General features: G+C 54.7%; 12 protein-coding genes. 8 read left to right on the top strand and 4 right to left on the bottom strand.

The genetic code is table 11. The features are described 5' to 3' along the window. Positions 1-18: 18 nt before the first annotated feature. Positions 19-909, bottom strand: coding sequence for a LysR family transcriptional regulator (locus FDX14_RS00285; protein ID WP_038636290.1), 891 nt, complete (start codon positions 907-909; stop codon positions 19-21). 101 nt (positions 910-1,010) lie between these two features. Between FDX14_RS00285 and FDX14_RS00280 the strand changes: the two genes are divergently transcribed. Both FDX14_RS00280 and FDX14_RS00275 read left to right on the top strand, forming a co-directional pair. Next, entirely contained in the window at positions 1,011-1,421 is a 411-nt protein-coding gene (locus FDX14_RS00280) for a CidA/LrgA family protein (RefSeq protein ID WP_042312969.1), read from the top strand. Then, positions 1,414-2,103, top strand: a complete 690-nt coding sequence (locus FDX14_RS00275; RefSeq protein WP_003031745.1) for an LrgB family protein — start codon at positions 1,414-1,416, stop codon at positions 2,101-2,103. The genes FDX14_RS00280 and FDX14_RS00275 overlap by 8 nt, the downstream gene beginning before the upstream one ends. A gap of 45 nt (positions 2,104-2,148) precedes the next feature. Here FDX14_RS00275 and actP read toward each other — a convergent pair whose 3' ends face one another. From actP to acs, 3 genes are all read right to left on the bottom strand, one after another. Further along, entirely contained in the window at positions 2,149-3,798 is a 1,650-nt protein-coding gene (gene actP, locus FDX14_RS00270) for a cation/acetate symporter ActP (RefSeq protein WP_042312968.1), read from the bottom strand. Further along, positions 3,795-4,109 (bottom strand): DUF485 domain-containing protein, encoded by a 315-nt coding sequence (locus tag FDX14_RS00265; protein WP_006688274.1) that lies wholly within the window; start codon positions 4,107-4,109, stop codon positions 3,795-3,797. Before FDX14_RS00265 ends, actP begins: the two co-directional genes overlap by 4 nt. A 236-nt stretch (positions 4,110-4,345) precedes the next feature. Next, a complete protein-coding gene (acs, locus tag FDX14_RS00260) occupies positions 4,346-6,304 on the bottom strand; it encodes an acetate--CoA ligase (RefSeq protein WP_042312967.1) in 1,959 nt (652 codons plus the stop codon). Between the two features lie 433 nt (positions 6,305-6,737). Between acs and nrfA the strand changes: the two genes are divergently transcribed. The 6 genes from nrfA to nrfG are packed head-to-tail and all read left to right on the top strand — an operon-like array spanning position 6,738 to position 13,245. Then, complete coding sequence (nrfA, locus tag FDX14_RS00255) at positions 6,738-8,174, top strand: ammonia-forming nitrite reductase cytochrome c552 subunit (RefSeq protein WP_038636304.1); 1,437 nt, start codon at positions 6,738-6,740, stop codon at positions 8,172-8,174. Positions 8,175-8,218: 44 nt separating this feature from the next. Next, positions 8,219-8,785 carry a cytochrome c nitrite reductase pentaheme subunit gene (nrfB, locus tag FDX14_RS00250; protein WP_005132587.1) on the top strand — a complete coding sequence of 189 codons (567 nt, stop codon included), beginning with the start codon at positions 8,219-8,221 and terminating at the stop codon, positions 8,783-8,785. Further along, complete coding sequence (nrfC, locus tag FDX14_RS00245) at positions 8,782-9,453, top strand: cytochrome c nitrite reductase Fe-S protein (protein ID WP_137348842.1); 672 nt, start codon at positions 8,782-8,784, stop codon at positions 9,451-9,453. The genes nrfB and nrfC overlap by 4 nt, the downstream gene beginning before the upstream one ends. Next, the gene (gene nrfD / locus FDX14_RS00240; protein WP_137348841.1) at positions 9,450-10,406 is read left to right on the top strand and encodes a cytochrome c nitrite reductase subunit NrfD; all 957 of its coding nucleotides are present in this window, start codon (positions 9,450-9,452) and stop codon (positions 10,404-10,406) included. The genes nrfC and nrfD overlap by 4 nt, the downstream gene beginning before the upstream one ends. Positions 10,407-10,414: 8 nt before the next feature. Then, complete coding sequence (gene nrfF / locus FDX14_RS00235; RefSeq protein ID WP_137348840.1) at positions 10,415-12,628, top strand: heme lyase NrfEFG subunit NrfF; 2,214 nt, start codon at positions 10,415-10,417, stop codon at positions 12,626-12,628. Continuing rightward, positions 12,625-13,245, top strand: a complete 621-nt coding sequence (gene nrfG, locus FDX14_RS00230) for a heme lyase NrfEFG subunit NrfG (protein ID WP_137348839.1) — start codon at positions 12,625-12,627, stop codon at positions 13,243-13,245. Before nrfF ends, nrfG begins: the two co-directional genes overlap by 4 nt. The last annotated feature ends 324 nt before the right edge of the window (positions 13,246-13,569 follow it).

Below are 13,569 nucleotides of genomic sequence, written 5' to 3'. Positions count from 1 at the left end.
ATGTCGCCATCCGGCATTTTACGACTCCTGCGTTAACCAAAACCCTTCGCAGCATTTCAGCCACGCCTGAGCGCTGTGCGACAGATACACACCTTCGCGCCAAATCATACCCAACTGCCAGCGTAAGTCGCTTTCCAGAGGGATCCAGCGCAGCGTTTGCTTATCCAACCGCTGGCAAATCGGCTCCGGTAAAATGGCGATCCCGACGCCGGCCTGGACCATTGCCGCCAGAAAATCCCACTGTCCGCTACGCACAGCGATACGCGGTTTTACGTTGTGCTGGTTAAACAACTCAAGCAGTTGACGGCTCAACGCGAAATCTTCGTTGTATATAAGCAGCGGATGCTCCGCCAGCGCTTCGGGGGAAATGGAGTCGCACGTTGTCCATTGACCGGAGCGGGGGACCAGCACGCAGAGCGGATGACTGAAAAGCGGTAAGGTCGCCAGACCGCTCTCTTCTTCAACCGGTAGCGCGGTCATTGCAACATCCAGATCGCCGTTCATCACCGCCTGTTGGACGGTTAAACCGCCAAATTCAGACACCTTCAGTTCCACGCCGGGATAACGCTGGCGAAAAAGGCTGATGGGGCCAGCCATCAACATACCAACCATGGGCGGGATACCGAGGCGCAGTATTCCCTTGTTGAGGTGATTAATGTCGCTGAGTTCTGCTTCGAGTTGGCGAAACTCGGCGAGGATCGCCAGGCCGCGTTCGAACACGACCTGTCCGGTATCGGTTAACAACAACCGCCGCCCGTCGCGGATGAGCAACGTGCAATTAAGCTCGTCTTCAAGGTTCTTCAACATTTTGCTGATGGTGGGCTGGGTGACAAAGAGCTTCTCCGCTGCGCGGGTAAAGCTCTGCTGACGCACCACCTCAACAAAATATCGCAGCGTTCTGATATCCATGATTATTCCTTAAGACTATGCCTGCAATGATTTTAATTCATTTCAGTCCTGGACGGGGGCTCTCTATACTGGCGCTCTCTATTTTTTAAGGACATACCCTCATGGCTGTGGCGATAAGCCGCGTGACGCCTGCCGTTATTCATCGACTCCAGATCCCCGTTCAGGTTCTGTTGTACGCAGGTCTCTTTGTTTTTGCTCAATACCTTGTCTCCTGGCTGCATCTGCCGCTTCCTGCCAACCTGGTTGGGATGGTGCTGATGCTGGCGTTGATTGTCTGCCGGGTTATCCCGTTGAACTGGATCCGCGCGGGTGCTCGCTGGTTACTGGCTGAAATGCTGTTGTTTTTTGTCCCGGCGGTGGTCGCCGTCGTTAACTATACGCAACTGCTACTGGTTGATGGCTGGCGTATTTTTGCCGTTATTGCGCTAAGTACGATGATGGTGCTTGGCGCAACGGCATGGGTCGTGGATAAAGTGTATCGCTATGAAATGAGCAGGTTAAACCGTGAGTAATTTCCAGTTAAGCGTGCTGTGTCTGGTGATTACGCTGGGCATCTATTTTGCCAACAAGCGCCTGTATCGCCGCTTTCGTAAATTACCGCTGATGCCGTTAGTGCTTACTCCGGCGCTGTTGGTGCTGATGTTGGTCTTTGGACATATCTCCTGGCAAAACTATATTGGTGAATCGCACTGGCTGCTATGGCTGCTAGGTCCTGCAACCATTGCCTTCGCCGTTCCGGTCTATGACAACCTCGCCGTGATTAAACGTCACTGGATGTCGCTGACGGCGGGTGTGGTTACGGCGACACTGGTGGCGGTCACCAGTTCCGTCTGGTTGGCGCGCCTGTTTATGCTGCCTGATGAAATTCAGCGCAGTCTGGCGGTGCGGTCCGTCACTACGCCATTTGCGCTGGCGGCGGCAGAGCCATTGGGTGGTCAACCGGATCTGGTGGCATTGTTCGTGGTCGTGACTGGCGTATTCGGGATGGCGGTCGGCGATGTGCTGTTTTTGCGGCTCTCTATTCGCGAAGGGATGGCGAAAGGCGCAGGTTTTGGCGCTGCATCGCACGGCGCAGGCACGGCTCGCTCATATGAGCTTGGCCAACAGGAGGGCGTAGTGGCTAGCCTGGTGATGATGCTTTCTGGCGTGGTGATGGTGCTGGTAGCGCCGCTGGTTGCAAGGCTGATGTTCTGAGAGAGGCAGTAATCCTCCGGCCCGGAAGCCGGAGGAGAGGGAAGATTAGTGCGCGCGACCTTGTTCTACGCCATACCCGGTCTGGGAACGGATGAACTGAGCACGGAACTGCTCGCGCTCGCGGTTACCTTCTTCTGAGTTATCGGTAGCAGAGAAGAACCAGATCCCGAGGAACGCTACGCTGATGGAGAACAGCGCCGGATATTCATACGGGAAAATGGCTTTTTCGTGACCCAGGATTTGTACCCAAATTGTTGGGCCAAGCACCATCAGCACGACGGCCGTCAGCAGACCTAACCAGCCGCCCATCATTGCGCCACGCGTGGTCAGTTTTGACCAGTACATGGAGAGCAGAATGATAGGGAAGTTACAGCTGGCTGCGATAGCAAATGCCAGTCCCACCATGAAGGCGATGTTCTGGTTTTCGAACAGCACGCCGAGCACGATAGCAATCACACCCAGCACCAGTACGGTAATTTTCGATACCTTCAGCTCTTCGCGCTCGGTTGCGCCTTTGCGGAATACGTTGGCGTACAGGTCGTGAGAAACTGCCGATGCCCCCGCCAGCGTCAAACCAGCAACCACTGCCAGAATGGTGGCAAACGCCACTGCCGAGATGAAGCCGAGGAACAGGTTCCCGCCCACCGCATTCGCCAGATGTACCGCCGCCATGTTGTTACCGCCGATAAGCGCGCCAGCAGCGTCTTTATACACAGGGTTGGCACCAACCAGCATGATCGCGCCAAAGCCGATGATAAAGGTCAGGATGTAGAAATAACCCATAAAACCGGTGGCATAGAACACGCTCTTACGCGCTTCGCGGGCATCGCTGACCGTGAAGAAACGCATCAGGATGTGCGGCAAGCCCGCCGTACCAAACATCAGGCCGAGACCTAACGACAGCGCGGAGATCGGATCTTTCACCAGCCCGCCCGGACTCATAATGGCTGAACCTTTCGGGTGTACCGCCATCGCTTCGGTGAACAGATTGTTGAAGCTAAAGCCGACGTGCTTCATCACCATAAAGGCCATAAAGCTGGCACCGAACAGCAACAGAACGGCTTTGATGATCTGTACCCAGGTGGTTGCCAGCATGCCGCCAAACAGGACGTACATCATCATCAATACGCCAACCAGTACGACGGCAATGTGGTAGTTCAGGCCAAACAGCAACTCAATCAGCTTACCCGCGCCGACCATCTGCGCGATCAGATACAGCGCGACTACCACCAGGGAACCACAGGCCGAGAGAATACGAATTGGACCTTGTTTCAGGCGATAAGAGGCCACGTCGGCAAAGGTGTAGCGACCAAGGTTACGCAGACGTTCAGCAATCAGGAACAGGATAATTGGCCAGCCGACCAGGAAGCCGAGCGAGTAAATCAGTCCGTCATAACCGGAGGTAAAGACCAGCGCGGAAATCCCGAGGAACGATGCAGCAGACATATAGTCGCCCGCAATCGCCAGCCCGTTCTGGAAACCGGTGATGTTACCGCCAGCGGTGTAATAGTCATTGCGCGAACGTACGCGCTTAGACGCCCAGTAGGTAATACCAAGCGTAAAGATGACGAAAATCAGGAACATGATAATCGCCTGCCAGTTGGTTGGCTGGCGTTGGACTGCTCCGCTTATAGCATCCGCCGCGTTTGCGGCGAAGGGCAGCGTGGCGGCAAGCGCCGTCAGGACTCTCTTCATGATGCTTTAACCTCGTGCAGAACCGCATTGTTCAGGCGATCGAATTCACCGTTTGCCCGCCAGATATAGATCCCGGTCAGGATGAAGGAGATAAGGATCACGCCGACCCCAATCGGAATACCCCGGGTGACGCTGGTTCCCGCGTGCAGCGGAGTACCCAGCCAACCAGGCGCAAAGGCAATCAGTAAAATAAAGCTGATGTAAACTGCCAGCATGATGATGGACAGAATGGTGGCAAACCGTTGCCTTTTTTCAACTAACTCCCTGAAACGCGCACTGTCTTCTATCCGCTGATAAATATTGTCATTCATCACAGAGCTCTCCAGAGGTCCCCTGCGTCTTTCGCGCTACAGGTTCGTTGGCCGCACTCGCCCACCCCAGTCACATAGTGAACTATGCTCCTGAGGATGTGCTCGCTTGCCGCCTTCCTGTAACACGAAATCCTTTGGGGGAGGGTTTTTATATTTCCCTCCCGCTCAGGGGAGGGGTAGGGATAGGATTTGTAGGCCCGATAAGCAGCGCGCCATCGGGCATTTCACGGTTATGGTTATGATGGCATCGCGATGGCCTGCTTCTCTTCGAGCAGTTTCTCAACGACGCCTGGATCGGCGAGGGTTGAGGTATCGCCCAGATTGCTGGTATCGCCCGCCGCGATTTTGCGCAGAATGCGGCGCATAATTTTGCCGGAGCGGGTTTTCGGTAGTGAATCGGTCCAGTGCAGCACATCTGGCGTTGCCAGTGGGCCAATTTCTTTGCGTACCCAGTTGCGAACTTCTGCATACAACTCAGGCGACGGCTCTTCACCGTGATTCAGCGTGACGTAGGCGTAGATCGCCTGGCCTTTAATATTATGCGGAATACCGACCACCGCGGCTTCGGCAATCTTCGGATGCGACACCAACGCCGATTCGATTTCTGCCGTGCCCAGACGGTGACCAGAGACGTTTAGCACATCGTCCACGCGTCCGGTGATCCAGTAATAACCATCTTCATCACGGCGTGCGCCGTCGCCGCTGAAGTACATATTCTTGAAGGTGGAGAAATAGGTCTGTTCAAAACGTTCATGATCGCCAAACAGCGTTCTCGCCTGGCCTGGCCACGAGTCAATAATCACCAGGTTGCCTTCGGTTGCGCCTTCCAGCGGATTACCTTCGTTATCGACAATCGCAGGCTGCACGCCAAAGAACGGACGGGTTGCGGAACCGGCTTTCAGCTCAGTGGCGCCCGGCAGTGGGGTGATCATGAATCCACCGGTTTCGGTCTGCCACCAGGTATCAACGACCGGACATTTTTCGTTGCCGATCTTCTTCCAGTACCACTCCCACGCTTCCGGGTTGATTGGCTCGCCAACGGAACCCAGGATGCGCAGCGACGAACGGTCAGTACCTTCAATCGCTTTATCGCCTTCTGCCATCAGAGCGCGGATGGCGGTCGGTGCGGTATACAGAATATTGACCTGGTGCTTGTCTACAACCTGCGACATTCGTGCCGGAGTAGGCCAGTTTGGCACGCCTTCGAACATCAGCGTGGTTGCGCCGCAGGCCAGTGGACCGTACAGAAGGTAGCTGTGCCCGGTTACCCAACCCACGTCAGCGGTACACCAATAGATATCGCCCTGATGGTAGTCAAACACGTACTTAAAGGTGGTTGCGGCGTAGACCAGATATCCGCCGGTGGTGTGCAGCACGCCCTTCGGCTTGCCGGTTGACCCGGAGGTATACAGGATAAACAGCGGATCTTCGGCGTTCATCTCTTCCGGCTGATGTTCCGGGCTGGCTTTCTCGATAAGATCGGACCACCACAGGTCACGACCTTCCTGCCATTCTGTTTTTCCACCGGTACGTTTGAGAACGATAACGTGTTCGACGCTTTTCACGTTCGGGTTTTTCAGCGCATCATCGACGTTCTTTTTCAACGGGATAGCGCGTCCGGCGCGTACGCCTTCATCGGCAGTGATAACCAGACGTGAATTGGAGTCGATGATACGTCCGGCGACGGCTTCCGGTGAGAAACCACCGAAGATGACCGAATGCACCGCGCCAATACGGGCACAGGCCAGCATGGCGACCGCAGCTTCCGGCACCATCGGCATATAAATTGCCACTACATCACCTTTTTTAATGCCTAAATCCAGCAACGTATTGGCAAAACGACAGACATCGCGATGCAGCTCGCGGTAGGTAATATGTTTGCTTTGGCTGGCGTCGTCGCCTTCCCAGATGATGGCGGTACGATCGCCATTTGCCTGCAGGTGACGGTCAAGGCAGTTCGCTGCCAGGTTTAACGTGCCATCCTCATACCATTTAATAGAGACGTTGCCTGGCGCAAACGAGGTGTTCTTCACCTGGCTGTACGGCTTGATCCAATCAAGAATTTTTCCCTGCTCGCCCCAAAATGTGTCGGGTTCGTTAACAGACTGCTGGTACTTCGCTTCGTACTGCTCCGGATTTATCAGGCAACGATCCGCAATGTTTGCGGGAATAGCGTGTTTATGTATTTGGCTCATGGCTTTTGTTCTCCTTGTAGGATGTTAATAATATGTCGCATAAACGTTAAATGTAGGGGCTTTGCGAGTTTTGTTTAGTATTTGGGCGGCAGATCACGCAATAAACGAATTGTGCAAATTAGCGACAAACTGAATTTTGAAGAGAACTAGCAAAAATTGATTAATTCTCGCGATAACATGAGGTTATCTGAGAATTGTTGAAAAGGTGATCTGCCTCAGAATTAAACAAAAGAGTGAGGGGTTTGAGGGGGTAACTAACTCTAAAGTGGTATTTTACATACACTTACAATTGATTAAAGACAACATTTTCAGTGTGGTTTCTTGTTACAAATTGGGGGGAGCAATGTCATGACAGTATTCGTGTGGTTGCTGTTATGGAAAACAATAAAAGAACCGCCATTGCAGATAATGGCGTCATCTGGATGAGACCCCTATGGCAAGGACAAAATCACGCGTACGCCGTTTCTTCAGCCTGTTATTACCTTTATTATTTATCTCTGCTGTTCACGCTGAACAAACTCCTGTACCCGCAAAGACCGTCACCGTTGAAGCGAAGAATGAAACCTTCGCCCCTCAGCATCCCGATCAATATCTCTCCTGGAAAGCCACGTCTGAGCAATCAGCCCGTGAAGATGCGCTGGCAGAAGATCCGCGTCTGGTGATCCTGTGGGCGGGATATCCATTCTCTCGCGATTACAACAAACCGCGCGGGCACGCGTATGCGGTGACCGATGTACGTGAAACTTTACGTACCGGCGCACCAAAAACGGCCGAAGACGGCCCGCTGCCGATGGCCTGCTGGAGCTGTAAAAGCCCGGATGTGGCGCGTCTGATCCAGAAAGACGGTGAAGATGGTTACTTCCACGGTAAATGGGCGCGCGGCGGTCCGGAAATTGTTAACAACCTCGGTTGTGCAGATTGCCATAACACCGCGTCGCCGGACTTCGCCAAAGGCAAGCCAGAACTGACACTGTCGCGTCCTTACGCTGAGCGCGCGATGGAAGCCATCGGCAAACCATTTGAGAAAGCTGGTCGCTTTGATCAGCAATCCATGGTCTGCGGCCAGTGCCACGTGGAGTACTACTTCGACGGTAAGAACAAAGCCGTTAAGTTCCCGTGGGATGAGGGCATGAAAGTCGAGAACATGGAGAAATACTACGACACCATCGCCTTCTCTGACTGGACTAACTCTCTGTCCAAAACCCCGATGCTGAAAGCGCAGCACCCGGAATATGAAACCTGGAGCGCGGGCATTCACGGTAAGAACAACGTGACCTGTATTGACTGCCACATGCCGAAAGTGCAAAACGCGGAAGGTAAGATCTATACCGATCACAAGATTGGCAACCCGTTCGATAACTTCGCCCAGACCTGCGCAAACTGCCACACCCAGGACAAAGCGTCCCTGCAAAAAGTGGTCGCCGAGCGTAAACAGGCCATTCATGACCTGAAAATCAAGGTTGAAGATCAGCTGGTACATGCGCACTTCGAAGCGAAAGCCGCATGGGATGCGGGTGCGACCGAAGCGGAAATGAAGCCGATTCTGGAAGATATCCGTCACGCGCAATGGCGCTGGGATCTGTCTATCGCCTCACACGGCATCCATATGCACGCGCCGGAAGAAGGTCTGCGGATGCTGGGTAGCGCAATGGATAAAGCCGCCGACGCGCGTACCAAACTGGTTCGTCTGCTGGCGACCAAAGGCATCACGCATGAAATTCCGTTACCGGATATCTCTACCAAAGAGAAAGCCCAGGCGGCGATTGGTCTGAACATGCAGCAAATTAATGCTGAGAAGCAGGACTTCATCAAAACGGTGATTCCGCAGTGGGAAGAGCAGGCGCGTAAAAACGGTCTGTTAAGCCAATAACCCCATTCCGCCCCGTAAGGGGCGGATAACTCAACGGAGTGAATATGAGCGTATTACGTTCGTTATTAACTGCTGGGGTGCTGGCGTCAGGCCTGTTCTGGAGCCTGAGTGGAATCACTGCCACGCCAACGCCGCAGGAGTCGGATCAACGCTGGACGGTTACTCAGCAGCGTAATCCGGATGCTGCCTGTCTGGATTGTCACAAGCCGGATACCGAAGGTATGCATGGTAAACATGCGGAAGTCATTAACCCGAACAACAAACTGCCGGTCACCTGCACTAACTGTCACGGCCAGCCGTCACCGAACCACCGCGAAGGGGTGAAGGATGTGATGCGCTTTAATGAGCCAATGTACAACGTGGAGCAGCAGAACAGCGTCTGTATGTCCTGTCACCTGCCTGAGCAGTTGCAAAAAGCGTTCTGGCCGCACGATGTCCACGTCACAAAAGTGGCGTGCGCCAGCTGTCACTCACTGCATCCGAAGCAAGACACGATGCAGACGCTAAGCGATAAAGGACGGATCAAGATTTGCGTCGATTGCCACAGCGATCAGCGTAACAATCCGAACTTTAACCCGGCGTCGGTTCCGTTGCTTAAGGAGCATCCATGAGTTGCTCTCGTCGCCAGTTTATCACCGGCGTCGGCGCGCTGGTGGCAGTGAGCGGGACGGCGGGACGCGTTGTGGCGAAGACGTTGAACATCAACGGCGTGCGTTACGGTATGGTACACGATGAGTCATTATGCATCGGCTGTACGGCCTGCATGGATGCTTGTCGGGAAGTCAACAGCGTGCCGGACGGCGTATCGCGCCTGACGATTATTCGCAGCGAGCCGCAGGGGACGTTTCCTGATGTGAAATATCGCTTTTTCCGCCACTCGTGCCAGCATTGCGACCATGCCCCCTGCGTTGACGTCTGCCCGACAGGGGCATCGTATCGCGATGCCGCCAACGGTATTGTGGATGTGAACCCTGACCTTTGCGTTGGCTGTCAGTACTGCATCGCCGCGTGTCCTTATCGCGTGCGCTTTATCCATCCGGTGAGCAAAACGGCGGATAAATGCGATTTCTGCCGGAAAACTAACCTGAAAGCGGGCAAACAGCCCGCCTGCGTTGAGTCATGTCCGACGAAGGCGCTGACGTTTGGTAATCTGGACGATCCCAACAGCGATATCTCCCGTTTGTTGCAGCAGAAAACCACCTACCGTTACAAGCTGGCGCTGGGCACAAAACCGAAAGTCTACCGCGTTCCCTTTAAATATGGGGAGGTGAGCCAATGACACCCGCTTCTGCATTTCATTTTGAATCACTGGTGTGGGACTGGCCCATCGCCATCTATCTGTTCCTGATTGGCATCTCCGCCGGACTGGTGACGTTGGCGATTCTGCTGCGCCGCTTCCATCCGGAGGCGGGCGGTTCGGACAGCACGCTGCTGCGCACTACGCTGGTGTTAGGGCCGGGGGCGATAATCTTCGGTCTGTTAATTCTGGTGTTCCACCTGACGCGTCCATGGACCTTCTGGAAACTGATGTTCCACTACAGCTTCACTTCGGTGATGTCGATGGGGGTCATGCTGTTCCAGTTGTACATGGTGGTTCTGGTGCTGTGGTTGGCAAAAATCTTTGAAAAAGAGGTGATTGCCCTGCAACAACGCTGGCTGCCGCGGTTAGGTATCGTACAGAAAGTGCTGACGCTGATCGCGCCGTTTCATCGCGCGCTGGAGACGTTAATGCTGGTGCTGGCGGTTCTGCTCGGGGCGTACACCGGGTTTTTGCTGTCGGCGCTGAAGTCCTACCCGTTCCTGAATAACCCGATTCTGCCGGTACTATTCCTGTTCTCCGGGATTTCCTCCGGCGCGGCGGTGGCGCTGATCGCCATGGCGTTACGCCATCGTAGCAACCCGCACAGCACTGAAGCGCACTTTGTGCATCGCATGGAGGTCCCGGTGGTATGGCTGGAGATCTTCCTGCTTGCGGCGTTCTTCGTCGGCCTGGCGCTGGGCGATGATGGCAAAATGCGCGCGCTGGCGGCGGCACTGGGCGGCGGATTCTGGACCTGGTGGTTCTGGCTTGGCGTGGCTGGGCTTGGGCTGATACTGCCGATGTTGCTAAAACCCTGGGCCAACCGCAGTTCGACGTTTCATGGCGTGCTGGCAGTATGCGGCGCCAGCCTGACCGGCGTACTGCTGCTGCGCTTTTTCATTCTCTATGCGGGTCAGCTAACCGTTGCGTAAGGTGATATCTGGACGTTCTCCTTCCTGAAGCCGGTTTTCTGGCACTGTTATTAAGCCTCGGGGTCAACGTGTTGACCCCACTTGCCGTGTTGGTGGGTGTCCGCCAGCGCTGGCAGGGCGTGATGCGCCTGGCAAGCGTCGGCGTATGGACGCAGTTTGCGCTGCTGCTGCTGGCTTTTGCCATTCTGGTATTCTGTTTTCTGACCAGCGACTTTTCGGTGGTCTATGTTGCTCAGCACAGCTACAGCCTGCTGCCGTGGGGATTAAAACTGGCGGCGGTTTGGGGCGGCCATGAAGGATCGCTGCTGCTGTGGGTGCTGTTTCTTTCCGGCTGGAGCGCGCTGTTCGCTCTGTGCTATCGGCGTGATTCTGATCCACTGTTTCCGCTGACGCTCAGTGTCCTGTCAATGGTGACAGCCCTGTTGCTGCTGTTTGTGGTGGTCTGGTCCGATCCCTTCGTGCGTATTTTCCCGCCTGCTATAGAAGGACGGGACCTTAACCCGATGCTGCAACATCTTGGGTTAATCCTCCACCCGCCGCTGCTGTACCTGGGTTACGGTGGTTTGATGGTAGCCGCGGGCGTGGCGCTGGCCTCACTGCTGCGCGGTGACTTTAACGCGCAGAGCGCCTGGGTGTGTTGGCGCTGGGCGCTGCCCGGCTGGTGCGCGCTGACGCTGGGGATAATCCTCGGTTCCTGGTGGGCCTACTGCGAGCTGGGCTGGGGCGGCTGGTGGTTCTGGGACCCGGTCGAAAATGCCTCCTTATTACCCTGGCTCTCCGCCAGCGCGCTGCTGCATAGCCTGTATGTCACGCGCCAGCGGGGGATCTTCCGCCATTGGTCGCTGTTGCTGGCGATTGTCACGCTGATCTTATCGCTGCTGGGGACGCTGATTGTGCGTTCCGGCATTCTCGTTTCGGTGCATGCTTTCGCGCTGGATAACGTGCGTGCCGCGCCGCTGTTTGCGCTGTTTAGCGTATTGAGCCTGGCGTCGCTGGGGCTGTACGCCTGGCGAGGCCAGCAAGTCCGCCAGAGTGCGCGTTTTGGCGGCTGGTCGCGCGAGATGCTGATTCTGGTCGCGCTATTACTTTTTTGCGCGGTGCTGCTGATTGTGCTGATTGGCACCCTCTATCCGATGATTTACGGGTTGTTTGGCTGGGGGAGGCTCTCCGTGGGCGCACCGTACTTTAACCGCGCCACGCTGCCCTTTGGCCTGCTGATGCTGTTGGTTATCGTACTGGCGACAATCAGAAGCCGCAAAGTCTCTGTGCGTTGTCAGCTTCCCGCACTGCTGGCGCATGCCGGGGTACTGGTGTTTGCGGCAGGGATCGTCTTTTCCAGCGGTAGTCGTCAGGAGATAAGCCTGAATCTGAGCCCCGGGCAGCAGGTGGATCTGGCGGGCTACATTTTCCGTTTTGAGCGTCTCGACCTGGAAGCCAAAGGTAACTACACCAGTGAAAAAGCGCTGATCACGTTGTGGCAAAATGAGCAGCGTATCGGTAGCCTGCAGCCCGAAAGGCGCTTCTATGCCGCGCGTCGTCAACAGATGATGGAGCCGGGTATCCGCTGGAATCTGATGCATGACTGGTACGCAGTGATGGGAGAAAAAACCGGACCGGACCGTTACGCCATGCGCTTATACGTGCAGACTGGCGTGCGCTGGATCTGGGGAGGTGGATTGTTGATGGTGTTTGGCGCGTTGCTGAGCGCATGGCGAGGGAGGAAGCATCCTGAGTTATTGCCTGATGGCGCTGCGCTTATCAGGCCTACGAGTGAAAAGCAGGGTAGGCCGGATAAGGCGTTCACGCCGCCATCCGGCAAAACGATGTTACTTGTGGCTTTACTGATTTTTCTGCCTTTTGCCACCCACGCCCAGGTTGTGGATACCTGGCGCTTTGACAATCCGCAGCAGCAGGAGAAAGCGCTGTCTATTGCCAGTCAGCTGCGCTGTCCGCAGTGTCAGAACCAGAACTTGCTGGAATCCAATGCGCCCGTGGCGGTCAGTATGCGCCATCAGGTTTACAGCATGGTTGCCGAAGGTAAAAGCGAAGCGGAAATCACCGCCTGGATGACCGACCGCTATGGTGATTTCGTGCGCTACAACCCGCCGCTGAATGAGCAAACGCTGCTATTGTGGGCGCTGCCGTGCCTGCTGTTATTGCTGTTGGGCGTGGTGGTCTGGCGGGTGAGAAAGCGTCAGCGTGCGCAGGAGGATGAACAATGAGCCAGGCCGAACATTCCACTGCGCCGTTACGTCCAATGCCCGTGAAGCGGCTGGCTGTTGCGGTGGGGCTGATGGTTGTGGCCTGCATCGGCGGTTACCTGTTAACGCCAAAATGGCAGGCGGCACGTCAGGAGCAGGCGCGTCTGGCAGACCCTTTACATGCTTTTTCTGATGAAAATATTCAGGAAAAACGGCTGCTATCTCTGCAATCGCAAATTCGCGCTCATCCACAGGACGCCGTGAAATGGGCGCAACTGGGTGAGTACTATCTGTGGCAAAACGCGTATCATAATGCGCTGCTGGCCTACGAACAGGCGCTGCGTGTCGGCGGTGAAAATGCTGAGATCTATTCAGCGATGGCAACGGTATTGTATTACCAGGCCGGACAACATATGACGCCGCCCACTCGCGAGATGATTGATAAGGCTCTGGCGCTTGACCCGGCAGAGGTCACTGCGCTGATGCTGTTAGCTTCCGATGCGTTTATGCAGGCAGACTACGCCCAGGCTATTTCAGTGTGGCAAAAGGTTATGGATTTAAACTCGCCGAGGGTGAACCGGGCACAGCTCATTGACTCTATTAATATGGCGAAGTTGTTGCAGAATCGGCAAAAATAAATTTGTTTTATTTGTGATTTGTATCATTTTGCCTGTTTAAAAAACAGGCGAACGAACAAGCGAGCAAAAAAAACTCATATCCTGACTTCTTCATTTTTGATCATATTAAAATTCTTTTATAACAAAAAGTTATTCATCATTACCCCGATAAAATTGCATTTTTATGCAAATAATCAGCGAAAGGCCCTGTTCTCAGAGGGTTGCGCTGAATGCCATGCAGATGATAATGATAATAAGCGTTAAAAAACTCCATAAACGAACGCAACACAAATCATACCCTTTCAGTATGTACTATTCCCACGCGCTGCATGTGGAATAGCGCTC

It is taken from the genome of Citrobacter sp. wls710, from assembly GCF_005281115.1.
Taxonomy (GTDB): domain Bacteria; phylum Pseudomonadota; class Gammaproteobacteria; order Enterobacterales; family Enterobacteriaceae; genus Citrobacter; species Citrobacter werkmanii.
Note: the sequence above shows the minus strand (reverse complement) of the source record. Positions and strands in the feature narration are given on the sequence as shown.